Below are 24,534 nucleotides of genomic sequence, written 5' to 3' on the forward strand. Positions count from 1 at the left end.
CCCCGGTGCATCGCTCATTAAGGAGAAACGCATGGCAAGTTCAACAGTAATCAAGCTCCAGGACGGGAACGTGATGCCTCAGTTGGGCCTCGGCGTATGGCAAGCCAGTAATGAAGAGGTAATGCTCGCCATTGATAAGGCTCTGGAGGTCGGTTATCGCTCAATTGATACTGCCGCAGCGTACAAAAATGAAGACGGCGTGGGCAACGCCCTGAAAAATGCAGGCCTGCCGCGCGATGAGTTATTCATCACCACCAAGCTCTGGAATGAAGATCAGCAGCGTCCGCGTCAGGCGCTGGAAGAGAGCCTGAAAAAACTGCAGCTTGATAGCGTCGATCTCTACCTGATGCACTGGCCCGTACCGGGCAAAGACCACTATGTTGAAGCCTGGCAAGGGATGATTGAGCTGCAAAAGCAGGGGCTGGCGAAAAGCATCGGCGTCTGTAATTTCCAGGTCAACCATTTGCAAAGGCTGATTGATGAAACGGGCGTGACGCCGGTTATCAACCAGATTGAACTGCATCCGCTGCTGCAGCAGCGTCAGCTTCACTCCTGGAACGCCACGCACAAGATCCAGACCGAATCATGGAGTCCGCTGGCGCAGGGCGGCGAAGGCGTTTTCAATCAAAAAATCATTCGCGATCTGGCGGATAAATACGGTAAAACGCCGGCGCAAATCGTTATTCGCTGGCACCTTGACTGCGGCCTGGTCGTTATCCCGAAATCGGTCACGCCGTCGCGCATCGTTGAGAACTTTAACGTGTTTGATTTCCGTCTCGATAAAGACGAGCTGGGTGAGATTGCGAAGCTGGACAGCAACAAGCGGCTGGGGCCTGATCCGGATGTGTTTGGCGAGTAATTCCCCACGCTTACGGGAAAGGCTTTAGATTGCTGACAAAGAAGGAAAAGCTTGGATTTTCCTTCTTTGTGGTTATCAGCCGAAAATCAATCCCTTGATTTCCCTTGTTATTTTTCCCAGCGATACCTGGTCGCCTCGTTTTAGATTTGGCATCAGGCTACAGCCTTCCCCACGCTTATGGAGAAGGCTTTTTAGTTACGCCGGTCTTTTCTTCGTTCCGGCTTTTACGCCGCTCTTAGGCGCAAACTTCGCACCTTCTGCGGCAGGACGACGCTGGTGCGCAATCGGCGTGTGCTTGGTCAGCGCCGGCCGCGACTTGCTGTTATAACGACGCGCTTCACGCATCTCTTCTAACGTCGGCGACGGGACCAGGCACTCGCGACGGCCACCAATCAGGTGTTTTTTACCCATCGCTTCCAGCGCCTCGCGGATCATCGGCCAGTTCGCCGGATCGTGATAGCGCAGCAACGCTTTATGCAGACGACGCTGGCGCTCGCCCTTCGGCACCACCACCTCTTCACTCTTGTAGCTTATCTTACCCAGCGGGTTCTTACCGGTGTAATACATGGTGGTCGAGTTTGCCAGCGGAGAAGGATAGAAGTTCTGCACCTGATCCAGACGGAAACGGTTCTTCTTCAGCCACAGCGCAAGGTTTACCATATCCTCATCGCGCGTACCCGGATGCGCGGAGATGAAATAGGGGATCAGATATTGCTCTTTCCCCGCCTGTTTCGAATAGGTGTCAAACAGCTCTTTAAAGCGCTGATAGCTGCCCATACCCGGCTTCATCATCTTCGACAACGGCCCTTCTTCGGTATGTTCCGGGGCAATCTTCAGATAGCCGCCCACGTGGTGCGTCGCCAGCTCTTTGATATAGCGCGGATCTTCTACCGCGATGTCATAACGCACGCCGGAGGCGATAAGGATCTTTTTAATCCCCGGCAGCTCACGGGCACGGCGGTAAAGATTGATGGTCGGCTCGTGGTCGGTATCCATATGCGGACAAATGTCCGGGTAAACGCAGGAGAGACGGCGGCAGGTTTGTTCAGCGCGCGGCGATTTACAGCGCAGCATATACATGTTTGCCGTCGGGCCGCCAAGGTCAGAAACCACGCCGGTAAAGCCCGGAACCGTGTCGCGCATCGCTTCGATTTCATTGATGATCGAATCTTCGGAACGACTCTGAATAATGCGTCCTTCATGCTCGGTGATGGAGCAGAATGAACAGCCGCCGAAGCAGCCGCGCATGATATTGACCGAGAAGCGAATCATTTCATACGCGGGAATACGAGCTTTGCCATAAGAGGGATGCGGCACGCGCTTATACGGCAGAGCAAACACGCCGTCCATCTCATCGGTGGAGAGCGGAATGGCCGGCGGGTTAATCCAGATATAGCGATCGCCATGCTTTTGCATCAGCGCACGCGCGCAGCCCGGGTTGGTTTCATGGTGCAAAATACGCGAGGCGTGCGCATAGAGCACTTTGTCGTTTTTCACTTTTTCAAACGACGGCAGCAGCACGTAAGTTTTTTCCCACGGCTTAGGGCGCGGCGGCTGAACGACAACGGCTTTTGGCTCCTGCGCAACGGGACCAGCAGGTTTGCCCGTTTCCGCGCAGGGTAAATCTTCGCCGTACGGATGAGGGATAGGGTCGATGCGCCCCGGCGTATCCAGACGCGTGGAATCCACGCCGGTCCAGCCCGGCATCGCTTCTTTACGCATCATCGCGGTGTTGCGCACGTCGCTTATCTCGTCAATCATCTCGCCCATCGCCAGACGATGGGCCACTTCCACCAGCGGGCGTTCGCCGTTGCCAAAGATCAGCATATCGGCTTTGGCATCCACCAGAATAGAGCGGCGTACGGTATCGGACCAGTAGTCGTAGTGCGCGGTGCGCCTGAGGCTCGCTTCGATGCCGCCCAGGATCACCGGCACATCACGCCAGGCTTCTTTACAGCGCTGGGTGTAGACCAGCGACGCGCGGTCAGGACGTTTGCCCGCGACGTTACCCGCCGTATAAGCGTCGTCATGACGCAGCTTGCGGTCGGCGGTGTAACGGTTGATCATGGAATCCATGTTGCCTGCGGTCACGCCGAAGAACAGGTTCGGCTTGCCCAGCTGCATAAAGTCTTCTTTGCTGTTCCAGTCCGGCTGGGAGATTATCCCGACGCGGAAGCCCTGCGCCTCCAGCATGCGGCCACAGATCGCCATGCCAAAGCTTGGGTGATCAACGTACGCATCCCCGGTGACCAGAATGATGTCGCAGCTGTCCCAGCCTAAGTCGTCCATCTCCTTGCGCGACATGGGTAAAAACGGTGCCGGGCCGAAACAGGCCGCCCAGTATTGAGGCCACGAAAAGAGTTCGCGATCGGGCTGGATCAGGCTTACAGAGCTCATATAGCTTTCCGAAAAAATGATGTAAAAGTAACCAAAGCCGGCGATTATACGCAGGTTCCAGGTAATAAATGAAGGGTTAATGCAATGTTATATTTGCCCTCACCAAAAGATAAGGGCAGAAGCCGGATCGTTAAGGAGCAGGGTTTACCAGAAGCTGGCCAATCGAGCCCCTGTCCGCCATTTCCAGCGTCTGGCTGGAATAGAGGAACGGGAAGTGCTCCCAGGACGGCTGGCCGAAATAAACCAGCAGCTCAACCTGGCCATCGACCCAGACCGTATCCTTCCAGCCGCGATCTTCGCCAAAAGGCGCTGCGCCATTAACGTTCTTAATCAGGAAGCTCACGCCTTCAATATGGAAGGACTGCGGCATATCCGAACGCAGGATCCAGCGCTCCCAGGTGCCCTGCTGCGTCTGGATATCGATGCGTTTGATATCCCACAGCTGGCCGTTAATACCGGGCTCATCGCCCAGCGTAATATCGCGGCTGCGTGCCGGAGTGCCGTTGATAATTTCATCCGGCAGCAGGCGCATTGGCAGGCTATCCGTTACCAGCGGCAGCAGGCCCGTCGGACGCAGCGTTAATACCAGGGTAGAAATAAGAATGCTCGACGGCTCAAAGAAGCCGCGAATACGATCCATAATCCCCGCGGCCTCACCGCAGGTAATGGAAACTTCTTTCCCTTCGGTCATATCAACCAGGATTTCGCGGCGCTCGCCGGGAGCCAGAGAGAGCTGCTTGACCGGGACAGGCGCAGGTAAGAAGCCCTGATCGCCTGAAATGACATGCATTGGACGGTTATCGCTCATTTGCAGCAAATAGCGGCGCGCGTTGGAGGCGTTGAGCAAGCGCAGGCGCACCCAGCCGCGAGAAACTTCAACATAAGGTCCCTGCACGCCGTTAACCAGCAGCGTATCGCCAACAAAGCCGCCGCTGCCCGGCTCGATATATTCCGGCGTACCGAAGTTGTCCAGCCGCTTATCCTGAATGATGACCGGGAAATCATCCACGCCATAGTGATTAGGAATGGGCAAGGATTTGCTGACTTCATCTTCAATAAGCCACATACCCGCAAGGCCGTTATACACCTGCTGGGCCGAACGGTTTGGCGTATTCGCCCGATACCAAAGCGTGGCGGCCTGCTGGCGAATGGGCAGCACGGGCGACCAGTCAACGTTCGGCGACATCATGCGCGGCGCGCCGCCCATTAAAGGCCCCGGCACCTGAAGGCCGGCAATCGTCATGCCGATATTTTCCTGCAGGCGATTGCTGTAGATCATCTTTACATCGTCGCCGTTCCAGACGCGGATAGTCGGCCCCAGATAGCGGCCGTTTAGCCCCCAGACCTGCGCCTTCGCGCCGCCGGTGAATGACCAGTGCGCCCGCTGCAGCGTCAGAAAAAGAGGCTGACCGCGACGGGATTCAAGCAAAGGGGGAACGGGTAAAGGTAGCTGCTGCCCTGCCGCATTTGCCCTCAGTGGCACCGCACCCGCACAAAGTGCAATTCCCGATGCCTGCATAAACTGACGCCGACTGAGTGACATAGTTGCTCCATGTAAAACAAAACGTGGGGGCGGTACAAAGCGTACCGCCAGAAGGGAAAATTCGTTATGAGGCGATCAGTTCGCCTGTTTCTTCTCTACCGTGCCGGCTGCTTCGCGCTCCGCCACTTCTTTATTTAGCTCTTCGATTTTCGCCATCATAATCTCGCGGCAGTGCGTTGCCAGTTTACGCACCTGCTCTTTACCGTACTGGCTGGTGTCGATCGGCGGCAGCATTTCAACAATCACCAGGCCGTTATTCCAGCGGTTTAATTTAATTTTATTACTGGTGTTGGAAACGCACACCGGAATTATCGGAACGCCGGCAGCAATAGCAGCATGGAAGGCGCCGGTTTTAAATGGCAGCAATCCGCGTCCACGGCTGCGGGTGCCCTCCGGGAACATCCATACGGATATGTTACGTTTCTGCATTTGCGTCACAACCTGCGTAATGGTGCTGTGCGCTTTGGCCCGGTTATCCCTATCGATCAACAGGTTGCCGGTTAACCAGTATAGCTGCCCAAAGAAAGGGACCCACAGCAGGCTTTTCTTGCCCACGGTGACCGTCGGCGGCTGCACAATATTTGCGGCGGTAACCATATCGAAATTATTCTGGTGGTTACCGATATAGATTGCGGTTGGGTGGTTTTCAGCGCCTGCGGGTAAACGGGTTTCTACTTTCAGGCCAAACACCGGCGCAAGGCGTCCAAAAAGATGGCCGAAAGTTGCCACGTGGCGCGGGTTACGCGGGCTAAATAAGCAGTAGATGCAGCCTAAAATGCATACCAGAAGGCAATAAATCACAACAATAATAAAACGAACAATGGATAGCATAACGACCTCTGTAACCTGAACCGCTAACAAGTATGACCTGCTTTAGCGCAAAACACACCGTTCGGGCGACAGGACTGCCGCCCGATATCGGTTACTCTTCGCTGTCGCCAACGCCTGCGCGCGCCGGTGAATCAACTTCCACACGATCGATGCGTTGCAGGCCGCGCATCAGCGTACCGCGACGTCCGCGCTCGCCGGTAATTTTCTGAAGTTCTTCCGGACGCAGTTTAATCTTACGTTTGCCCACGTGCAGCGTAACGGTGCTAAGAGGCGGCAGAATAAACAGATGCGCCAGCTTATCTTCGCCTTTCGCCGCCTCTGCGGATGGAATGGAGATAATTTTATTGCCTTTCCCTTTCGATAGCTGCGGCAGATCGCTCACCGGGAACATCAGCATACGCCCGACGGCGGTGATCGCCATCAGCATATCGTCTTCGCTGGTGATTTCCATCGGCGGCAGCACGCGCGCGTTATCCGGCAAGGAAATCAGCGCCTTACCCGCTCGGTTACGCGATATCAGATCGTTGAAAGTACAAACGAAGCCATAGCCCGCGTCGGAAGCCATCAGCAGTTTCTGTTCGTCCGGCGCCATCAACACGTGCTCTACGGTTGCGCCCGGCGGCGGCGTGAGCTTGCCGGTTAACGGTTCGCCCTGCCCGCGCGCCGAAGGCAGCGTGATAGGATCAAGCGCATAGCTTCGTCCTGTAGAGTCGATAAACGCCACCGGCTGGTTGCTCTTGCCCTTCGCAGAAGCCAGGTAGCTGTCGCCCGCCTTGTAGTTAAGGCCCTGCGCGTCGATATCATGCCCTTTGGCGCTGCGCACCCAGCCCATTTGCGATAGCACAATCGTGACCGGCTCGGACGGCGTCATATCGTGCTCGCTCATCGCTTTAGCTTCTGCGCGCTCGTGCAGCGGAGAGCGACGCTCGTCGCCATAGGCGTCGGCATCGGCCTGCAGCTCTTTCTTCAGCAGCGTATTCATTTTGCGCTCGGAGGCCAGAATGCCCTGCAGCCGTTCGCGCTCTTTTTCCAGCTCGCTTTGCTCGCCGCGGATTTTCACCTCTTCGAGTTTGGCGAGGTGGCGTAACTTCAGTTCCAGAATAGATTCAGCCTGGGTTTCGCTCAGGTCAAAACGCGCCATCAGCACCGGCTTCGGTTCGTCCTCGCTACGAATGATATGAATCACTTCATCGATATTGAGGAACGCGACCAGCAAACCTTCAAGAATATGCAGGCGCCTGAGCACTTTTTCGAGACGGTAGTTCAGGCGGCGGCGCACCGTGTCGCGGCGGTAAACCAGCCACTCGCTGAGGATTTCGAGCAGGTTTTTCACCGACGGACGGTTATCCAGGCCGATCATATTGAGGTTAACGCGATAGCTCTTCTCAAGATCGGTGGTGGCAAACAGGTGGTTCATCACCTGATCCATGTCCACGCGGTTTGAACGCGGCACAATCACCAGACGCGTCGGGTTTTCGTGATCGGATTCGTCACGCAGATCTTCCACCATCGGCAGCTTTTTGGCGCGCATCTGGCTGGCGATTTGCTCCAGCACGCGAGCGCCGGAAACCTGGTGCGGCAGCGCGGTGATCACCACGTCGCCGTCTTCTTTTTTCCATACGGCGCGCATGCGCACAGACCCGCGGCCGTTCTGGTAAATTTTACGGATTTCAGCGCGCGGCGTGATGATTTCGGCTTCGGTCGGATAATCCGGGCCATGAACGATATCCAGCAGCTCATCGAGCGTCGTTTTGGGCTGGTCGATAAGCGTAATGGCGGCTTTCGCTACCTCCCGCAGGTTGTGCGGTGGAATATCCGTCGCCATCCCGACTGCGATGCCGGTGGTGCCGTTCAGCAGAATGTTTGGCAGACGCGCAGGCAGCGTTTTCGGCTCCTGAAGCGTGCCGTCAAAGTTCGGAGTGTAATCAACTGTGCCCTGGCCCAGTTCACCCAGCAGCAGCTCTGCGTATTTAGACAGGCGCGATTCGGTATAACGCATCGCCGCGAAGGATTTCGGATCGTCCGGTGCGCCCCAGTTCCCCTGGCCGTCTACCAGCGGGTAGCGGTAAGAGAACGGCTGCGCCATCAGCACCATCGCTTCGTAGCAGGCGCTGTCGCCGTGCGGATGGTACTTACCCAGCACGTCGCCTACGGTGCGGGCAGATTTTTTGAATTTAGCGCTGGCGCTGAGTCCCAGCTCCGACATGGCATAGACGATACGGCGCTGCACGGGCTTAAGCCCGTCGCCAATAAAGGGCAGCGCGCGGTCCATGATGACGTACATGGAATAGTTGAGATAGGCATTTTCCGTGAACTCGTGCAGCGCAAGGCGCTCTGCACCATCATGAGTTAAATCACTCATTAATTATTCATCCTCAAACTGACGAGCCGAGTGTGGCCACAAACGGCGTAATTGCCGCCGATAGTACCTTATCTGGCCTGCCGAGTCACAGGGAGGAATAGCTTTGCACAGAGGTTTAACGCCGGTGAATGCCGGAAAGCGAGCCGCAGCAGGCGGCTCGTTGCAGCCTTACTTCATTTTGTTGATTTGCTTGACGTCTATTTCAACGGAATTCCAGTCTTTGTCCACTTCGCCCTGGATCTCCACGGTATCCTTCGGCGTGATGGTCTGCCCGTTCCAGCGCTTGTTATCGATGTCCACATTTACCGTGCCGGAAGCGTCGCGAAAGATGTAGTGATCCCCGCCGATACGCTGTTCAATGTTGCCCCGCAGCGTAACCCAGGTGTCGTCAGAGAATGTTTTGGCTTTTTCTGCCGTGGTTACCGTGCCCGTTGGGCCGACAAACCCGCCAGACGCAGGAGCCTGCTGCGCGTTAGCTGGCGCATTCGGATCCACAAAACCACCCTGTTTCGCAGCTATTGCAGGTGCGGAGGAAATAGCGAGTACGGTCAGAATAGCTGCTACTTTTTTCATTATTTATTCTCCTAATCGGTATGTCGTTTCTGATACCTATTAAAGCGCATAGATCTTAACGCGATCTTAATTTCGCTGCGCAAAAATGCATTTTTTACTGAATTGCGGCCATTGCCGAAGCATCGTGCTTTTCCTCTGTACACGCCGAATCAAACGTTATTAACTTCACGTGGTTGAGCGATAAGGACAGCGTCATGCGCGTATTATTAATTGAAGATGACAAACTGATCGGCGATGGACTAAAAGCCGGACTGACCAAAATGGGGTTTACTATCGACTGGTTTACCGATGGCAAACCTGGTCAATCAGCATTAAGCCGGGCCCCCTACGATGCGGTCGTACTTGATTTGAGCCTGCCTGGCATAGACGGTCTGGAAATATTAAAAAGCTGGCGGCGTAACGGCCAAAATGAACCGGTATTAATCCTCACCGCGCGCGATGCGCTGGAACAGCGCATCGAAGGGTTACAGCTCGGCGCCGATGACTATTTATGCAAACCTTTCGCGCTAATTGAAGTAGCCGCACGCCTGCAGGTTTTAATCCGCCGCACCCACGGCCAGCCGCAGCCGGCGCTTTCACACGCAGGGGTTGAGCTCGACCCAATCAAATTAACCGTCGCCAAAAACGGAGAATCCCTGCAGCTAAAGCCGAAAGAGTTCGCGCTGCTCGAATTGCTGATGCGCAACGCCGGTCGCGTACTTCCCCGCTCGCTTATTGAAGAGAAAATTTATAGCTGGGACGATGAGGTTTCCAGAAACGCGCTGGAAGTTCATATTCATCATCTTCGCCGTAAGCTGGGCAGCGGCTTTATTCGCACCGTTCACGGGGTTGGCTACACGTTGGGTGAAGAATGATTACAAAGCTGACGCAAAGCCTGCGGGCAAGGCTGATTGCCAGTTTTATTTTGCTGACGCTTATCGCCTGGGCTGGCGCAAGCGTCGCCGCCTGGCATCAGACATCCAACACGCTCGACAAGCTGTTCGATACCCAGCAAATGCTGTTTGCCAAAAGACTAAGCGCGCTGGATTTACGTGTTCTCCGGGCCGATCCACAATTGCCACATACAAAAAAAATGGTGCCGCGCCATCGCGGAAAGCAGGATGACGATACCCTCGCCTTCGCTATTTTTTCCGTGGACGGGCAGATGCGCCTGAACGACGGCGATAACGGTAAAGATTTGCGCTTTGACTATCGCCGCGATGGTTTTACGGATGGATATCTGAACGGCGACGACGATCCCTGGCGGCTGGTGTGGCTCACTACGCCTGACGGACGCTACCGTATCGTCGTCGGCCAGGAAAAAGAGTATCGCGAAGATATGGCGCTGGATATCGTTGCGTCTCAGCTGGCGCCGTGGCTGATTGCCCTGCCATTGATGTTATTGCTGCTGGTCTGGCTGGTTAGCCGTGCGCTTGCGCCTTTACATAAGCTGGCGGCACAGCTACGCCAGCGCGCGCCGGACGACGCCAACAGGCTGGAAACACGGCGGCTCCCGCTGGAAATAAAACCGTTGGTCGATGCGCTCAATACGCTTTTTATCCGCATCGGCGAGTTTATGCTGCGCGAACGCCGTTTTACCTCGGATGCGGCTCATGAACTTCGCAGCCCGCTGGCGGCGCTGACAGTACAGGCGGAAGTAGCGCAACTGGCGGGTAACGATCCCCAGGTGCGCGAGCATGCTTTGAATAATCTTATAGCTGGCGCCGGGCGGGCCGCTCGCCTGGTGGATCAGCTGCTCACTCTGTCTCGTCTGGATTCTCTGGCCGACCTGGACGATATTGAGGAGGTATCGCTTCCTGCACTGCTGCAAAGCGCCGTGGTGGATGTCTGGCATCAGGCTCAGCGCGAGGGCGTGGATATCCGTCTTGAATTAAAAGAAGAGCAGGTTTCTTTGCATGGGCAGACTTTACTGCTGAGTTTAATGGTGCGGAACGTGCTGGATAATGCCGTGCGCTACAGCCCAGGCGGCTGCGTGGTGAACGTTGTTTTACATAAGCGAGAAATTTGCATTACCGATAACGGCCCGGGTATCAGCCCGGAGTTTTTACCGAAGTTAGGCGAGAGATTCTTCCGTCCACCGGGCCTGGAAAAAACGGGCAGCGGTCTGGGCCTGTCGATCGTCCGGCGTATCGCTTCCTTACACGGTATGAAAGCGCAGTTTTCTAACGTTAAAAGCGGGGGATTTGAGGTACGGATAAGCTGGTAACCAGCGGATTATTGCTCAAATGGCAAAAGTCTTTGCACATTCTGGCCGTTTTAACGTGATGAAGATCACGTTAGACTGCGAGCCAAATGCATAATTCGAGAACTAACGATGAGCAACATTCTGATTATCAACGGCGCGAAAAAATTCGCCCACTCTAACGGCCAGCTAAACGATACCCTGACCGAAGTCGCGGAAAGCTATTTGCGCGACCTCGGACACGATGTGCAGGTTACCCGCACGGACGGCGAGTACGACGTAAAAGCCGAGGTGGAAAAATATCTCTGGGCCGACACCGTGATTTACCAGATGCCCGGCTGGTGGATGGGCGCTCCCTGGACCATGAAGAAATACATTGATGATGTCTTCACCGAAGGCCACGGCTCGCTGTACGCCAGCGACGGCCGCACCCGCTCCGATGCCGAAAAGAAATATGGTTCCGGCGGCCTGATTCAGGGCAAAACCTATATGCTCTCCCTGACCTGGAACGCGCCGCTGCAAGCCTTTGAAGATAAAGAGCAGTTCTTCCATGGCGTCGGCGTTGACGGCGTTTACCTGCCGTTTCATAAAGCCAACGAATTCCTCGGCATGCAGGGCCTGCCGACCTTTATCGCTAACGACGTAATGAAGGTGCCGGACCTTCCACGCTTTGTTGCAGAATATCGCAAGCATCTCGGCGAAATTTTTGCTTAACTGTTGGCCTGCTTACAAAAAGGAGTTAGCCATGCTGACAGTGATAGCTGAAATTCGTACCCGCCCGGGCCAGCATCATCGCAAGAACGTGCTGGATGCGTTTGCGAAAATTATTCCGACCGTGCTCGAAGAAGAAGGTTGCTATGGCTATGCGCCATTAGTCGATCACAATGCGCAGGTCGCGTTCCAGACTACCGCCCCGGATTCCATCTTTATGGTGGAGAAATGGGAAAGCGTTGCACACCTGGAAGCTCATCTCGCCACGCCGCACATGAAAAACCACAGCGCCGCGGTGAAAGATGACGTGCTGGATATTCACATCCGCATTCTGGAAGACGCGATAAAGTAATATCGCTCTTCGCAAACAAAAAGGGAGCCGGTTTTTATACCGGCTCCCTTTTGCTGTCCCGCGTATCGCTACACGTCCAGATCGGCCATATCGCCCTTTTCCTGTAACCAGTTACGGCGGTCTTCGGAACGTTTTTTGGCGAGCAGCATATCCATTATTGCCAGCGTCTTATCGCTGTCTTCGTCGTTGATGGTGAGCTGCACCAGACGACGCGTATTCGGATCGAGCGTGGTTTCGCGCAGCTGCAGCGGGTTCATCTCCCCCAGTCCTTTAAAGCGCTGTACGTTCGGCTTGCCCTTCTTACGCTTAAGCTGCTCCAGCACGCCGGCTTTCTCTTCTTCATCAAGCGCATAGTACACTTCTTTGCCCAGATCGATACGGTACAGCGGCGGCATCGCCACGTAAACGTGACCGTCTCTGACCAGCGAGCGGAAGTGGCGCACGAACAGCGCGCACAGCAGCGTTGCGATGTGCAGGCCATCGGAGTCCGCATCGGCAAGGATACAGATCTTACCGTAGCGTAGCTGGCTTAAATCTTCGCTGTCAGGATCGATGCCGATCGCCACAGAAATATCGTGCACTTCCTGCGAGGCCAGCACTTCATCAGAAGAGACTTCCCACGTGTTCAGGATCTTACCCTTCAGCGGCATGATCGCCTGATATTCACGATCGCGCGCCTGTTTTGCCGAGCCGCCTGCGGAGTCCCCTTCGACGAGGAACAGTTCGGTACGGCTGAGATCCTGCGCGGTGCAGTCGGCCAGTTTACCGGGCAATGCCGGACCGCTGGTTAACTTTTTGCGCACCACTTTTTTGGCCGCGCGCATACGCCGTTGGGCGCTGGAAATTGCCAGCTCCGCCAGCTGTTCCGCAGCCTGAACGTTCTGATTCAGCCACAGGCTGAACGCATCTTTTACCACGCCTGAAACAAAAGCGGCGCACTGGCGGGACGAGAGACGCTCTTTGGTCTGGCCGGCAAACTGCGGATCCTGCATTTTCACAGAGAGCACGTAGGCGCAGCGTTCCCAGATATCGTCCGCCGAAAGTTTCACCCCACGCGGCAGAATGTTGCGGTATTCGCAAAACTCACGCATCGCGTCAAGCAGGCCCTGACGCAGGCCGTTGACGTGCGTACCGCCCTGCATGGTCGGGATCAGGTTGACGTAGCTTTCGGTCAGCAGTTCGCCGCCTTCCGGCAGCCAGAGCAGCGCCCAGTCAACCTCTTCGGTATCGCCTGCAAAGTTGCCGATAAACGGCGCTTCCGGCAGCGTGATAAGCCCGTTTACCGCTTCGCTCAGGTAATCCTTCAGTCCGGCCTCGTAGCACCAGCGCTGTTCGGTATTGTTAACTTTATCGGTAAAGGTAATTTCAACGCCCGGACAGAGCACCGCTTTGGCTTTCAGCAAATGGCTTAAGCGTGAAACGGAGAAGCGCGGGCTGTCGAAGAATTTTTCATCCGGCCAGAAGTGAACGCTGGTGCCGGTATTGCGCTTGCCGCAGGTGCCGACAACCTTCAAATCCTGCACTTTGTCGCCGTTTTCAAAGGCGATGCTGTAGACCTGGGCATCGCGGCGCACGGTGACTTCCACACGTCTGGACAGGGCGTTGACCACGGAAATCCCTACCCCGTGCAGGCCGCCGGAGAACTGATAGTTTTTGTTGGAGAATTTCCCCCCGGCGTGCAGACGGCAGAGGATAAGTTCAACCGCGGGCACGCCTTCTTCGGGGTGAATATCCACCGGCATACCGCGTCCGTCATCGATAACCTCTAATGACTGATCGGCATGGAGAATAACATCAACACGCTTAGCATGGCCTGCCAGCGCTTCATCCACGCTGTTATCAATGACTTCCTGGCCCAGATGGTTTGGACGGGAGGTGTCGGTGTACATCCCCGGACGGCGGCGAACCGGCTCAAGTCCGGTGAGAACCTCAATGGCATCGGCGTTATAACTGGATTGCGTCATGGTTTATTCGTTCAGATAGCGAAACAGGGAATCGGCCGACCCGGCCTCAATGCAGACCGAGGAAGTCGACAAGCTGTGTGAAATAATCTTCGAAGCCCACAAAGGCGTGATTGCCGCCGGCTTCAACCGTCTGGCGACAGGAGGCGTAGTAAGCCACCGCCTGGCGGTAATCGAGCACTTCGTCACCCGTCTGTTGCAGCAGCCAGATGAGATCCGGCGCTTCAAGCGGGTCAACCTGCATGACTTTAAGATCGTAAATATGGCGAGACTCTAGCACATATTGCTGGCCGGTGTAGGGGTTCTCGTTGGCGCCGAGATAATCCGCCAGCAGTTCAAAGGGCCGTACGGCCGGGTTTATCACCACGGCGGGCAGCATAAAGCATTGCGAAAGCCAGGTGGCGTAGTATCCGCCTAAGGAAGAGCCCACCACGCCAAGCGGCTCGCCGCCGTGTTCAAGCACCAGCGACTCCAGCAGCTCCGCCGCATCGGCAGGGTATGGCGGTAGCTGAGGCACTATCATCTCTGTGTGCGGATAATGTTCTGCAAGCCACGCCTGCAGGCTTGTCGCCTTAGCTGAACGCGGAGAGCTGTTAAAGCCGTGCAGATAGAGTAACGCTGACATCAGTACCCTTCTGAAGCGGTATCAGGATTAAATACTGCGCCTCTCAGACGGCATACCTCGGTGGTGACCAGGCCGTCCGGATGCAGCTCCAGCCAGCGCCAGCCTGGTTCGATGGTGTCCAGCGTAAAGTTGGCGCAGTGGGGCTTAAACTGCACGCAGGTAGAAGGCGTTGCCAGCATACGGCGACCGTTCCAGTCGAGATCTAATTCCTGATGAATGTGCCCGCACAGCAAGGTCTTAACCTGAGGAAAATTGACCAGCACGTTATCGAGCTCCTGCGCGTTACGCAGGCTGTGCTGATCGAGCCAGCTGCATCCAGCCGGCACCGGATGATGATGAAGCAGCAAGAGAGTGTGGCGTTCAGGAGCGGCGGCTAGCTTACGTTCCAGCCATTCGAGCTGATAATCGCTCAGTTCGCCATGGGGTACGCCGAAGACCTGGCTGTCCAGCAGGACGACCTGCCAGCTATCGCCGATATAGACAAGCTTGGAGGCAGAGATCCCCGCATCCTGCAATGCGCCGTACATCGCTGGCTGAAAGTCATGATTGCCCGGCAGCCAGACGCAGGGCGCAGCAATCCGTGCAACTCCCTCAGCAAAGTGCTGATAGGCCTGCGCGCTATGATCCTGGGCCAGGTCCCCGGTGGCGACAATCAGATCGCACTGACGCGCCTGCTCGAGGATAGCGGCAAGCACCGCCTGGTAGCTTTCCCAGGTGTTGATGCCAAGCAGCGTTTCATTCTTTCCAGAGAATAGGTGGGTATCGGTAATTTGCAGTATCCTGATACGGCCCCCACCGGCCACAGGAAGGTTTAACAGGCTTTCCAAATGGTGTCCTTAGGTTTCACTCTCTCTAACAAACCGGAACCGCCATCGCTCCATGCGCTAAACAGTAGCGCAGCCAATCAGCAAGAAACTGGTTAATTTGATGCTTTTCGTCGCGTTGATGCAACTTTTTATTGGGATAATCATAACGTGCTTTAAAACGGAAGATCTGCTGGCTTGAACACACTTCCGCCACCATCGCGTCATGGTAAAGCCTGACGGACATCGATGGCAGGCTCCAGTAGCTCACGCTGGGCGCGGTCTGCTCTATTTCAACAAGCGTCGTGTAGCGGGTGGACTCAAGGATGGTCAGCCGGTATTGGGCGCTATTAACCTGCCAGGTTACAGCTTCGCCTGGCGCATCGTTATGCGGCAGCAGGCGGCGCAGCTGGGCGAAATTGGTTTCGCACAGGCGCATCATTTCAGGAAAGTCAGGCGTATAGCGCTTCATAGTTAATCGTTCCACTCAATTCGCAGTTTCTCATAATGCAGTTGCAGCCATTGCAAAGCGATGACTGAGGCAGCATTGTCGATGTCCCCCTCTTCTACTAGCTGATAAGCCTTTTCCCGGCTCACCACATGAACACGAATATCTTCGTTTTCATCCACCAGACCGTGAATACCTTCAGCGGTGGTGGCATCCACTTCGCCCACGAGGATAGAGGAGCGCTCGCTGGTTCCTCCCGGGCTTGCCAGGTAGCTGAGCACGGCTTTTGTGCGCCCAACCAATAATCCCGCTTCTTCTACGGCTTCCCTGCGCGCCACATCCTCGACGCTTTCGCCTTCTTCAATCATTCCGGCAATCAGTTCAAGCAGCCATGGCGTGTCGCTTGTGTCGTAGGCGGCGATGCGAATCTGCTCGATCAGCACCACTTCATCACGCACAGGGTCATAGGGTAGCAGCACCGCGGCATGCCCGCGTTCAAAAATTTCACGCCGAACTTCGCCGCTCATTTCACCGTTAAACAAACGATGCCGAAAACGATAAAGATCGAGCGAAAAAAAGCCGCGGTAAAGCGTTTCCCGTGCAATAATTTCAACATCGTTTTTGGCTAACGTGACCAGCTTATTCTTAGGCTTACTCATAATGATGTCCTGATGGCTTATGGTAACGAAATGAGCAATTTCAACCCCGTTTGACTACCGTTTCCTCATCTATGTGATAGATTGTTGGAAATTCCGGACGGATGGCACTTTACGCCAACCAGCCCCGCTGGCGGACTCTGCTAGAATCGGCAAATATTTCGCCTCAAACAGCGTTAACAAAAACAATTTTGCTTCACAACAAGGAATGCAAATGAAGAAACTGCTCCCAATCCTTATCGGTCTGAGCCTAACGGGTTTCAGCGCCATGAGCCAGGCGGAAAACCTGATGCAGGTTTATCAGCAGGCGCGTCTTAGCAACCCGGACTTACGTAAATCCGCCGCAGACCGTGACGCCGCATTCGAAAAAATTAACGAAGCACGCAGCCCGTTATTACCCCAACTCGGCCTCGGCGCAGATTACACCTACAGCAACGGCTATCGCGATGTGAATGGCGTTAACTCCAATGCAACCAGCGCCTCTTTGTCTTTGACGCAAACCATTTTTGATATGTCGAAATGGCGCGCCCTGACCCTGCAGGAAAAATCAGCTGGTATCCAGGATGTCACCTACCAGACCGACCAGCAAACGCTGATCCTGAACACCGCGACGGCCTATTTTAACGTGCTGAGCGCCATTGATGCACTCTCCTATACCGAAGCGCAGAAACAGGCGATTTACCGTCAGTTAGATCAGACGACCCAGCGCTTTAACGTAGGCCTTGTAGCTATTACCGACGTGCAGAACGCCCGCTCGCAGTACGATAACGTACTGGCAAACGAAGTGACCGCGCGTAACAACCTGGATAACGCGGTAGAAAATCTGCGTCAGGTTACCGGCAACTACTATCCTTCCCTGGCTTCCCTGAACGTTGATGGATTTAAAACCAACAAGCCGGAAGCGGTAAACAGCCTGCTGCAGGAAGCTGAAAAACGTAACCTGTCGCTGCTGCAGGCCCGCCTTTCTCAGGATCTGGCTCGCGAACAAATTCGCTATGCGGAAACAGGCCATATGCCAACCATCGGTTTGACCGCGTCCACCAGTGTTGCTGACACCAGCTACAGCGGTTCAAGAACCAACAGCGCGCAATACGACGACAGCAATACGGGCCAGAACAAAATCGGCCTGAACTTCTCGCTGCCGCTCTACAGCGGTGGCTCGGTGACATCGCAGGTTAAACAAGCGCAGTACAGCTTTGTCGGCGCCAGCGAGCAGCTTGAAAGCGCGCACCGTAGCGTTGTGCAAACCGTTCGTTCTTCCTTTAACAACGTCAACGCCTCCATCAGCACCATCAATGCTTACAAACAGGCCGTGGTGTCCGCGCAAAGCTCTTTCGACGCGATGGAAGCAGGTTACTCCGTGGGCACGCGCACCATTGTTGATGTGCTGGACGCCACCACGACGCTGTATAATGCGAAGCAGCAGCTTTCCAGCGCCCGCTATAATTACCTGATTAACCAGCTTAATATTAAGCAGGCTTTGGGTACGCTTAACGAGCAGGACCTGGTTGCGCTTAACGCTACGCTGGGTCAGCCTGTGCCAACCACGCCGGAAAGCGTGGCGCCAGAAACGCCGGAACAGAATGCCCGCGTTGATAGTTTTACAGCGGATAGCGCTGCAACCGGTACCGAAGCAGCCGCGCAGACCGCTCCTGCTGCGCAACCTGTAAAGGCAAGCAGCCGCAATTCCCGTAATCCATTCGGGAACTAGCCGCTTTAACAGGGGTATGCCAGCATACCCCTGTCACAACTTGCGCGCCTGAACGTAAGGCAAAGTAAAGATCCCCCCGCAATCGCCCGCCATCGCTTTAATTTCAACCATTCATCCCCTATCCTAAGCACAACATTAGCTATTCCTTTGGGCTCAGGACTGATAAATGAAACGGACAAAAACTATAAACCACGCGTCGTTCCGTAAAAGCTGGAACGCCAGGCATTTAACCCCGGTTGCGCTGGCCGTTACCGCCGTGTTTATGCTTGCGGGCTGCGAACAGAATGATGAAACCGTCTCCATGTACCAGAACGCGGATGATTGCGCCCAGGCAAACCCTGGCAAGAGCGCGGAATGCACCACATCCTACAATAACGCCTTAAAAGAAGCAGAGCGCACCGCGCCAAAATACGCTTCCCGTGAAGAATGTATCGCTGAGTTTGGTGAGGGGCAGTGCCAGCCAGCGCCTGCTCAGGCCAGTATGGCCGGTGAAAATCAGGCGCAGGCCCAACAGAGCGGGAGCTTCTGGATGCCGCTGATGGCGGGTTACATGATGGGCCGTCTGATGGGCGGCGGCGCGGGCTTTGCCCAGCAGCCTCTGTTCTCGTCCAAAAACCCGGCCAGCCCGGCTTACGGTAAATACGCCGATGCCAGCGGTAAGAGCTACGGCGCGGCAACGCCTGGCCGTACCGCTACCGTTCCGAAAACCGCTCTGGCGCCGAAGCCTGCCACTACCAGCACGGTCACGCGCGGCGGCTTTGGCGAATCTGTGGCGAAGCAGACTTCGATGCAGCGCAGCAGCGCTACCGGCTCCTCCCGTTCAATGGGCGGCTAAGGATTATGGAAAGAATCGCCATTAGCGAGCGCCCGGACTGGCGCGAGAAAGCCGCAGAATACGGTTTTAACTTTCATACCATGTATGGCGAACCGTACTGGTGTGAAGACGCTTATTACAAGCTAACGCTCCCGCAGGTCGAACGCCTGGAAGATGTCACGGCAGAACTGCATCAGCTGTGCCTGAAGGTTGTCGAAAAAGTGGTGGACAGCGACGAGCTGTTGGCTAAATTCCGCATCCCGAAACACACCTGGGAATTTGTGCGCCAGTCCTGGCGTACCCGGCAACCGTCGCTTTATTCCCGCCTTGACCTGGCGTGGGATGGCGTGGGTGAGCCCAAGCTGCTGGAAAACAACGCCGATACGCCGACTTCCCTTTATGAAGCCGCCTTCTTCCAGTGGATCTGGCTCGAAGATCAAATTCAGTCGGGGAACCTGCCGCCGGGCAGCGATCAGTTCAATAGCCTGCAAGAGAAGATCATCGAACGTTTTGCCGAACTGAAACAGCAGCACGGTTTTAACCTGGTGCATTTCGCCTGCTGCCAGGACACGGTGGAAGATCGCGGCACGGTTCAGTACCTGCAGGATTGCGCCGCCGAAGCTGAAGTGGCCAGCGAGTTTGTCTACATGGAAGAGATCGGCCTGGGTGAAAAAGGCCAGTTTACCGATTTGCAGGATCAGGTCATCAGCAACCTTTTCAAGCTCTATCCGTGGGAATACATGCTGCGCGAGATGTTCTCCACCAAGCTTGAAGATGCCGGCGTACGCTGGCTGGAACCGGCCTGGAAAAGCATTATCTCCAATAAGGCGTTGCTGCCGATGCTGTGGGAAATGTTCCCGGATCACCCTAACCTGCTGCCAGCTTACTTTGCAGAAGATGACTATCCGGCAATGGATAAATACGTCGTTAAACCTATCTTCTCCCGCGAAGGGGCAAACGTGAAGATCATCGAGAACGGCCAGGAAGTTGCCCGCGTCGATGGCCCTTACGGCGAAGAAGGTATGATCGTGCAGGCGTTTTACCCGCTGCCAAAGTTTGGCGATAGCTACACGCTTATCGGCAGCTGGCTTATCAACGATCGGCCGGCCGGGATAGGCATTCGTGAAGACCGCGAGCTTATTACGCAGGACCTTTCACGCTTTTACCCGCACGTGTTTATCGAGTAAGAAAAAGGCGCGTTTATCGCGCCTTTTTTATCAACCGATCTGCACCGAAAGCATACTCAACGATCCCATCTCAATGCCGTCAACCGGGATCGTAACAGGCTCCTTACCGTCCCATGCACCAAGCACGTAAAGCAAAGGCAGGTAATGTTCTGGCGTCGGATTCGACAGCGATCCGCCCTCGTGCTGCAGATAATTCACCAGCGGATGCTCTGCTACAGGCCCCTGCCAGGTAAGATTGTCTTTCACATACTGGTTAAAAGAGCTGGCCCATGGATAAGGCGTGTTTTCACCATGCCAGCGAGCGGTACGCAGGTTATGCACCACGTTGCCGCTGGCGACCAGCATCACGCCCTGCTCACGCAGCGCAGCCAGTTTTCGCCCTGCCTCATAATGCCAGGCAACCGGCTTCGTACTGTCGATACTTAACTGCACCATCGGGATATCCGCCTGCGGGTACATTTTTATCAGCACGCCCCATGAGCCGTGGTCGAATCCCCAGGCTGCTTTATCCAGCGTGACAGGATCCGGCGCCAGCAGATCGACAAGCTGCTGCGCCAGTTCCGGAGAGCCCGGCGCCGGATAATGCGTGTCGAACAACGCCTGCGGAAAACCGCCAAAATCATGGATAGTTTTCGGCGCTTCCATCGCGGTTACGCCGGTGCCGCGCGTGAACCAGTGCGCAGACACCACCACAATCGCTTTCGGACGCGGCAGAGTTTCTCCCAAATGGCGCCAGGTCTGGGTATAGTGATTCTCTTCCAGCGCGTTCATCGGGCTTCCGTGACCAAGGAATAGCGCGGGCATACGTTGGGCAGTCATAGTCGTTTCCTTAAAACGGATAAAATCTGATGGCATAACGTTACGCCCAATCGCCACGGGAAGAACTCAGATAAGCATGATGAAGATCGTCAGAAAATTTGAATGTTGCGATGAGGAGCTGTAGATGTCCGTACCCTTGATCCTGACCCTGTTGGCTGGAGGGGCTACTTTTATCGGCGCCGTTTTGGGCGTCATCGGCCAGAAGCCGTCGAATCGGGTGCTCGCATTTTCCCTCGGTTTTGCCGCCGGCATTATGCTGCTTATTTCACTGATGGAAATGCTGCCGGCGGCGTTGCATACCGCAGGTATGTCGCCCGTGCTGGGTTACGGTATGTTTGTGCTCGGGCTAATAGGTTACTTTGCGCTTGACCGCAGCCTGCCCCACGCACATCCGCAGGATCTAACGGACGGTACGTTAAAAGCAGGTAATCTGCGCCGCACCGCGCTTCTGCTGACGCTCGGCATTAGCCTGCACAACTTCCCGGAAGGTATTGCGACCTTTGTAACAGCCAGCGCCAACCTTGAACTCGGAATGGGGATTGCGCTCGCCGTCGCATTGCACAACATTCCTGAAGGCCTGGCGGTCGCAGGTCCGGTTTATGCCGCCACCGGGTCAAAGCGTAAAGCGATTATCTGGGCGGGCGTTTCAGGGCTTGCGGAAATTTTTGGCGGCGTGCTGGCCTGGCTGGTGCTCGGCACCATGATCTCGCCGGTGGTGATGGCCTCCATCATGGCGGCCGTCGCGGGGATTATGGTGGCGCTGTCGGTGGACGAGCTGATGCCGCTGGCGAAAGAGATCGATCCGCATAATAACCCAAGCTACGGTGTGCTTTGCGGTATGGCGGTGATGGGGCTGAGCCTGACGTTACTGCAAACGAGTGGGATAGGTTAATAAAAAACCCGGTATTTAACCGGGTTCTTTTAGATGGCTTAGCTGGCTTTACGCTCGTGCGTCTGGCGGTATGCCACCAGATCCTCGATGGTCACAACGGCCATATTGTGCTGACGGGCAAAGGCGATGCATTCTGGCGCGCGCGCCATGGTGCCATCGTCGTTGGTCAGCTCACACAGCACGCCGGCTGGTTTGAAACCTGCAAGCGTAACCAAATCGATGGTCGCTTCTGTATGGCCGCCGCGGGTTAACACGCCGCCAGGCTGAGCGCGCAGCGGGAATACATGTCCCGGACGGTTCAAATCGCCTGGTTTAGCGTTATCGGCGATAGCGGCACGTATGGTCGTCAAACGGTCAGCCGCAGAAACGCCGGTCGTTACGCCGTGCGCCGCTTCAATAGTGACGGTAAAACCGGTGCCGTAGGCGCTGGTGTTATTATCCACCATCATCGGCAGATCGAGCTGTTGGCGACGTTCATCGGTCAGGCACAGGCAGACAATGCCGCTGCCGTGGCGAATGGTCAGCGCCATTTGCTCAACGGTCATGGTTTCGGCAGGGAAAATCATGTCGCCTTCGTTCTCGCGATCTTCATCGTCGAGCACCATCACGCCGCGGCCTTCGCGCAATGCGGCAAGTGCATGCTCTACGCGCTGAGACGGGGTGCCAAATGCAGAAAGTAGCGTCTGATTCATGGTAAAAAAACCTCATTAAAATTATGGTTACCAGAATCAGGGCAGTCTTAGGAGCTATGAAAAATAACGTGGGCAGGCCGGGGCCTGTCTTTGTCGTTACTCTCTCCCATCCGGACTTTAACCGTCGGCCCCGGAATTACACCGGATCTGCTGACCTCCGAAACAATCCGGAGCGCTCGCGGGCTTTCAGCGTACGCTGATTTACCGCCGGTGGGGAGTTTCACCCCGCCCTGAGAATAAGCAGGCTTACTATAACGCCGATGATTTTCGCTGGCAACGCCATTTGAGGTTTATCACCCGGCAATCAGGTATTACAATTAAGCTATTCACGCAGGTTAAATGGAAACCATTATGATTGACCCGAAAAAAATTGAGCAGATCGCCCGTCAGGTCCATGAGTCGATGCCGAAAGGGATTCGTGAGTTCGGGGACGATGTCGAAAAGAAAATTCGTCAGGTTTTGCAGGCGCAGCTGACGCGTCTGGATCTGGTGAGCCGTGAAGAGTTTGACGTGCAGACGCAGGTTCTGCTGCGCACCCGGGAAAAAATGGCGTTGCTGGAACAGCGTTTAAACGAGCTGGAAAATCGCCCGGCAGCCGCACCGGTGCCGGCGGTGGTGCCACCAACAGAACCACAGATGTAAAAATCGCCCCTGACGGGGCGATTTTTTATGCTTCGTGGCTTTGGATCTTTTTAATGATATTGGTGGTTGAGCACCCGTCTTCAAAATTAAGAACCATTACTTCGCCGCCGTTCGCCCACACTTCTTTACTGCCGGCGATATCGTCAGGCTTGTAGTCGCCGCCTTTCACCAGCAGATCCGGCAGGATCTCACCGATCAGACGCTGCGGCGTATCTTCTTCAAACGCCACGACCCAGTCCACGGCTTCCAGCGCGGAAAGCACGATCATACGCTGATCCTGCGGATTCACCGGCCGGGTTTCCCCTTTCAGACGTTTGGTTGACGCATCGCTGTTTACGGCCACAATCAGACGATCGCCAAGTTTGCGCGCGTTCGCCAGATAAGAAACATGGCCCGCGTGCAGAATGTCGAACACGCCATTGGTCATCACGACTTTTTCTCCGCGCTTGCGAGCCGCGGCAACCGCAACTTTAAGCTCTGCTTCGGTCATTACGCCAAAACCGGTATCAGCCCGGCCGCGTACCGCGTTTTCCAGCTCAATCGGGGAAACGGTCGATGTACCGAGTTTGCCGACGACCACGCCCGCCGCCGCGTTAGCAAAGTAGCAGGCTTCTTCCAGAGTGTTGCCCGCCGCAAGCGTTGCCGCCAGCACGCCAATTACCGTATCGCCTGCGCCGGTCACGTCGTACACTTCCTGCGCCTGCGTCGGCAGATGAACCGGCGCAAGGCCTGGCTGCAGCAGCGTCATGCCCTGCTCGGAACGCGTTACCAGCAGCGCGGACAGATCGTAATCCGTAATAAGCTGCATGCCGCGCTCCACCAGCTCAGCTTCGTTTTTGCATTTACCCACCACCGCTTCAAACTCCGAAAGATTAGGTGTCAAAAGCGTGGCGCCGCGATAGCGCTCGAAATCGGTTCCTTTGGGATCGATAAGCACCGGTACTTTGGCCGCGCGAGCAAGGCCAATCATCTGGCGAATGCTTGCCAGCGCCCCTTTCGCATAATCAGACAGCACCAGCGCGCCGATGTGCGGCAGCGCCTGATTAATGCGTTCGTGCAGCGGCTCAGGATCGACGCCTTCAAAGCCTTCTTCAAAGTCCAGACGGATCAGTTGCTGATTGCGGGAGAGCACACGCAGCTTGGTAATCGTTGGATGAGTCGGAACGGAAACAAAGTCGCATTTGACGTTCACACCCGCAAGCGTCTGGCTTAACGCGCGCGCAGCGTCATCAATTCCCGTCAGCCCAACCAGGCGGGAATTTGCGCCGAGCGAAGCGATGTTCATCGCCACGTTGGCCGCGCCGCCCGGGCGTTCTTCAATGGTATCGACTTTCACTACCGGCACCGGGGCTTCCGGGGAGATACGGCTGGTTGGGCCATACCAGTAGCGATCCAGCATCACATCACCAACCACCATGACGCCTGCACGGCTGTATTCGGGCAGCGTTACTTTCATTCCTGACTCTCCAGCGTG

Annotated in this window: 22 protein-coding genes, 1 pseudogene and 1 riboswitch; of the genes and pseudogenes, 10 read left to right on the forward strand and 13 right to left on the reverse strand. The window is 55.6% G+C overall.

Annotated features, from left to right (window positions below; all coding sequences use genetic code 11):
* The first annotated feature begins 31 nt into the window (after nt 1-31).
* Nucleotides 32-859: a 2,5-didehydrogluconate reductase DkgA gene (gene dkgA / locus WLO31_RS17325; RefSeq protein ID WP_435927861.1), complete on the forward strand. Its 828-nt coding sequence runs from the start codon at nt 32-34 to the stop codon at nt 857-859.
* Nucleotides 860-1,099: 240 nt separating this feature from the next.
* Here the strand turns inward: dkgA and WLO31_RS17330 are convergent.
* The 5 genes and pseudogenes from WLO31_RS17330 to WLO31_RS17350 all read right to left on the reverse strand — a co-directional run.
* Nucleotides 1,100-3,326, reverse strand: a pseudogene (locus WLO31_RS17330) (YgiQ family radical SAM protein); the annotation flags it as partial.
* Between the two features lie 60 nt (nt 3,327-3,386).
* On the reverse strand, nt 3,387-4,799 hold the full coding sequence (gene ftsP / locus WLO31_RS17335; protein ID WP_435927863.1) for a cell division protein FtsP: 1,413 nt from the start codon (nt 4,797-4,799) through the stop codon (nt 3,387-3,389).
* 75 nt (nt 4,800-4,874) lie between these two features.
* Complete coding sequence (locus WLO31_RS17340) at nt 4,875-5,630, reverse strand: 1-acylglycerol-3-phosphate O-acyltransferase (RefSeq protein ID WP_435927864.1); 756 nt, start codon at nt 5,628-5,630, stop codon at nt 4,875-4,877.
* 91 nt (nt 5,631-5,721) lie between these two features.
* Nucleotides 5,722-7,992 (reverse strand): DNA topoisomerase IV subunit A, encoded by a 2,271-nt coding sequence (gene parC, locus WLO31_RS17345; RefSeq protein ID WP_435927865.1) that lies wholly within the window; start codon nt 7,990-7,992, stop codon nt 5,722-5,724.
* Nucleotides 7,993-8,160: 168 nt separating this feature from the next.
* Nucleotides 8,161-8,565, reverse strand: a complete 405-nt coding sequence (locus WLO31_RS17350; protein ID WP_435927866.1) for a YgiW/YdeI family stress tolerance OB fold protein — start codon at nt 8,563-8,565, stop codon at nt 8,161-8,163.
* Between the two features lie 194 nt (nt 8,566-8,759).
* Here WLO31_RS17350 and qseB point away from each other — a divergent pair, with 194 nt between their 5' ends.
* The 4 genes from qseB to WLO31_RS17370 all read left to right on the forward strand — a co-directional run bounded on the left by qseB (nt 8,760) and on the right by WLO31_RS17370 (nt 11,810).
* The gene (gene qseB, locus WLO31_RS17355; RefSeq protein ID WP_435927867.1) at nt 8,760-9,419 is read left to right on the forward strand and encodes a quorum sensing response regulator transcription factor QseB; all 660 of its coding nucleotides are present in this window, start codon (nt 8,760-8,762) and stop codon (nt 9,417-9,419) included.
* Complete coding sequence (gene qseC, locus WLO31_RS17360; RefSeq protein ID WP_435927868.1) at nt 9,416-10,771, forward strand: quorum sensing histidine kinase QseC; 1,356 nt, start codon at nt 9,416-9,418, stop codon at nt 10,769-10,771. The genes qseB and qseC overlap by 4 nt, the downstream gene beginning before the upstream one ends.
* A gap of 108 nt (nt 10,772-10,879) precedes the next feature.
* Nucleotides 10,880-11,461, forward strand: coding sequence for an NAD(P)H-dependent oxidoreductase (locus WLO31_RS17365; RefSeq protein WP_435927869.1), 582 nt, complete (start codon nt 10,880-10,882; stop codon nt 11,459-11,461).
* 31 nt (nt 11,462-11,492) lie between these two features.
* Entirely contained in the window at nt 11,493-11,810 is a 318-nt protein-coding gene (locus tag WLO31_RS17370; RefSeq protein WP_435927870.1) for a putative quinol monooxygenase, read from the forward strand.
* 68 nt (nt 11,811-11,878) lie between these two features.
* Here WLO31_RS17370 and parE read toward each other — a convergent pair whose 3' ends face one another.
* From parE to nudF, 5 genes are read right to left on the reverse strand one after another with little or no spacing between them, the layout of a single operon-like run.
* Complete coding sequence (gene parE, locus WLO31_RS17375; protein WP_435927872.1) at nt 11,879-13,774, reverse strand: DNA topoisomerase IV subunit B; 1,896 nt, start codon at nt 13,772-13,774, stop codon at nt 11,879-11,881.
* Nucleotides 13,775-13,820: 46 nt separating this feature from the next.
* Nucleotides 13,821-14,396, reverse strand: coding sequence for an esterase YqiA (gene yqiA / locus WLO31_RS17380; protein WP_435927873.1), 576 nt, complete (start codon nt 14,394-14,396; stop codon nt 13,821-13,823).
* The gene (gene cpdA / locus WLO31_RS17385) at nt 14,396-15,223 is read right to left on the reverse strand and encodes a 3',5'-cyclic-AMP phosphodiesterase (RefSeq protein WP_435927874.1); all 828 of its coding nucleotides are present in this window, start codon (nt 15,221-15,223) and stop codon (nt 14,396-14,398) included. The genes yqiA and cpdA overlap by 1 nt, the downstream gene beginning before the upstream one ends.
* A gap of 25 nt (nt 15,224-15,248) precedes the next feature.
* Nucleotides 15,249-15,671: a DUF1249 family protein gene (locus tag WLO31_RS17390; protein WP_435927875.1), complete on the reverse strand. Its 423-nt coding sequence runs from the start codon at nt 15,669-15,671 to the stop codon at nt 15,249-15,251.
* Between the two features lie 2 nt (nt 15,672-15,673).
* The gene (nudF, locus tag WLO31_RS17395; RefSeq protein WP_435927876.1) at nt 15,674-16,306 is read right to left on the reverse strand and encodes an ADP-ribose diphosphatase; all 633 of its coding nucleotides are present in this window, start codon (nt 16,304-16,306) and stop codon (nt 15,674-15,676) included.
* Nucleotides 16,307-16,511: 205 nt separating this feature from the next.
* Here nudF and tolC point away from each other — a divergent pair, with 205 nt between their 5' ends.
* The 3 genes from tolC to WLO31_RS17410 all read left to right on the forward strand — a co-directional run bounded on the left by tolC (nt 16,512) and on the right by WLO31_RS17410 (nt 20,015).
* Nucleotides 16,512-18,014: an outer membrane channel protein TolC gene (gene tolC, locus WLO31_RS17400; protein WP_435927877.1), complete on the forward strand. Its 1,503-nt coding sequence runs from the start codon at nt 16,512-16,514 to the stop codon at nt 18,012-18,014.
* A 166-nt stretch (nt 18,015-18,180) separates the two neighbouring features.
* Complete coding sequence (locus WLO31_RS17405) at nt 18,181-18,849, forward strand: DUF1190 family protein (protein WP_435927878.1); 669 nt, start codon at nt 18,181-18,183, stop codon at nt 18,847-18,849.
* Nucleotides 18,850-18,854: 5 nt separating this feature from the next.
* Nucleotides 18,855-20,015, forward strand: a complete 1,161-nt coding sequence (locus WLO31_RS17410; protein ID WP_435927879.1) for a glutathionylspermidine synthase family protein — start codon at nt 18,855-18,857, stop codon at nt 20,013-20,015.
* A gap of 30 nt (nt 20,016-20,045) precedes the next feature.
* On the opposite strand, the gene ygiD is transcribed toward WLO31_RS17410, so the two are convergent.
* Nucleotides 20,046-20,834 carry a 4,5-DOPA dioxygenase extradiol gene (gene ygiD, locus WLO31_RS17415; RefSeq protein WP_435927880.1) on the reverse strand — a complete coding sequence of 263 codons (789 nt, stop codon included), beginning with the start codon at nt 20,832-20,834 and terminating at the stop codon, nt 20,046-20,048.
* 124 nt (nt 20,835-20,958) lie between these two features.
* On the opposite strand from ygiD, the gene zupT reads away from it, so the two are divergent.
* Complete coding sequence (zupT, locus tag WLO31_RS17420) at nt 20,959-21,726, forward strand: zinc transporter ZupT (RefSeq protein WP_435927881.1); 768 nt, start codon at nt 20,959-20,961, stop codon at nt 21,724-21,726.
* A 38-nt stretch (nt 21,727-21,764) separates the two neighbouring features.
* Here the strand turns inward: zupT and ribB are convergent, their stop codons facing one another.
* Entirely contained in the window at nt 21,765-22,418 is a 654-nt protein-coding gene (gene ribB / locus WLO31_RS17425; protein WP_435927882.1) for a 3,4-dihydroxy-2-butanone-4-phosphate synthase, read from the reverse strand.
* A gap of 94 nt (nt 22,419-22,512) precedes the next feature.
* Nucleotides 22,513-22,660, reverse strand: a riboswitch (FMN riboswitch).
* Nucleotides 22,661-22,769: 109 nt separating this feature from the next.
* Here ribB and ubiK point away from each other — a divergent pair.
* A complete protein-coding gene (gene ubiK / locus WLO31_RS17430; protein ID WP_435927883.1) occupies nt 22,770-23,060 on the forward strand; it encodes a ubiquinone biosynthesis accessory factor UbiK in 291 nt (96 codons plus the stop codon).
* A 25-nt stretch (nt 23,061-23,085) separates the two neighbouring features.
* Here ubiK and hldE read toward each other — a convergent pair whose 3' ends face one another.
* On the reverse strand, nt 23,086-24,516 hold the full coding sequence (hldE, locus tag WLO31_RS17435; RefSeq protein ID WP_435927884.1) for a bifunctional D-glycero-beta-D-manno-heptose-7-phosphate kinase/D-glycero-beta-D-manno-heptose 1-phosphate adenylyltransferase HldE: 1,431 nt from the start codon (nt 24,514-24,516) through the stop codon (nt 23,086-23,088).
* Between the last annotated feature and the right edge of the window lie 18 nt (nt 24,517-24,534).

This window comes from Dryocola sharpae (assembly GCF_051307055.1).
Lineage (GTDB): Bacteria > Pseudomonadota > Gammaproteobacteria > Enterobacterales > Enterobacteriaceae > Dryocola.

Bases quoted from the DNA above. Each gene is read 5' to 3' on its own strand.
- dkgA (WP_435927861.1), top strand. From the start codon at position 32: ATGGCAAGTTCAACAGTAATCAAGCTCCAGGACGGGAACGTGATGCCT.
- ftsP (WP_435927863.1), bottom strand. From the start codon at position 4,799: ATGTCACTCAGTCGGCGTCAGTTTATGCAGGCATCGGGAATTGCACTT.
- WLO31_RS17340 (WP_435927864.1), bottom strand. From the start codon at position 5,630: ATGCTATCCATTGTTCGTTTTATTATTGTTGTGATTTATTGCCTTCTG.
- parC (WP_435927865.1), bottom strand. From the start codon at position 7,992: ATGAGTGATTTAACTCATGATGGTGCAGAGCGCCTTGCGCTGCACGAG.
- WLO31_RS17350 (WP_435927866.1), bottom strand. From the start codon at position 8,565: ATGAAAAAAGTAGCAGCTATTCTGACCGTACTCGCTATTTCCTCCGCA.
- qseB (WP_435927867.1), top strand. From the start codon at position 8,760: ATGCGCGTATTATTAATTGAAGATGACAAACTGATCGGCGATGGACTA.
- qseC (WP_435927868.1), top strand. From the start codon at position 9,416: ATGATTACAAAGCTGACGCAAAGCCTGCGGGCAAGGCTGATTGCCAGT.
- WLO31_RS17365 (WP_435927869.1), top strand. From the start codon at position 10,880: ATGAGCAACATTCTGATTATCAACGGCGCGAAAAAATTCGCCCACTCT.
- WLO31_RS17370 (WP_435927870.1), top strand. From the start codon at position 11,493: ATGCTGACAGTGATAGCTGAAATTCGTACCCGCCCGGGCCAGCATCAT.
- parE (WP_435927872.1), bottom strand. From the start codon at position 13,774: ATGACGCAATCCAGTTATAACGCCGATGCCATTGAGGTTCTCACCGGA.
- yqiA (WP_435927873.1), bottom strand. From the start codon at position 14,396: ATGTCAGCGTTACTCTATCTGCACGGCTTTAACAGCTCTCCGCGTTCA.
- WLO31_RS17390 (WP_435927875.1), bottom strand. From the start codon at position 15,671: ATGAAGCGCTATACGCCTGACTTTCCTGAAATGATGCGCCTGTGCGAA.
- nudF (WP_435927876.1), bottom strand. From the start codon at position 16,306: ATGAGTAAGCCTAAGAATAAGCTGGTCACGTTAGCCAAAAACGATGTT.
- tolC (WP_435927877.1), top strand. From the start codon at position 16,512: ATGCAAATGAAGAAACTGCTCCCAATCCTTATCGGTCTGAGCCTAACG.
- WLO31_RS17405 (WP_435927878.1), top strand. From the start codon at position 18,181: ATGAAACGGACAAAAACTATAAACCACGCGTCGTTCCGTAAAAGCTGG.
- WLO31_RS17410 (WP_435927879.1), top strand. From the start codon at position 18,855: ATGGAAAGAATCGCCATTAGCGAGCGCCCGGACTGGCGCGAGAAAGCC.
- ygiD (WP_435927880.1), bottom strand. From the start codon at position 20,834: ATGACTGCCCAACGTATGCCCGCGCTATTCCTTGGTCACGGAAGCCCG.
- zupT (WP_435927881.1), top strand. From the start codon at position 20,959: ATGTCCGTACCCTTGATCCTGACCCTGTTGGCTGGAGGGGCTACTTTT.
- ribB (WP_435927882.1), bottom strand. From the start codon at position 22,418: ATGAATCAGACGCTACTTTCTGCATTTGGCACCCCGTCTCAGCGCGTA.
- ubiK (WP_435927883.1), top strand. From the start codon at position 22,770: ATGATTGACCCGAAAAAAATTGAGCAGATCGCCCGTCAGGTCCATGAG.
- hldE (WP_435927884.1), bottom strand. From the start codon at position 24,516: ATGAAAGTAACGCTGCCCGAATACAGCCGTGCAGGCGTCATGGTGGTT.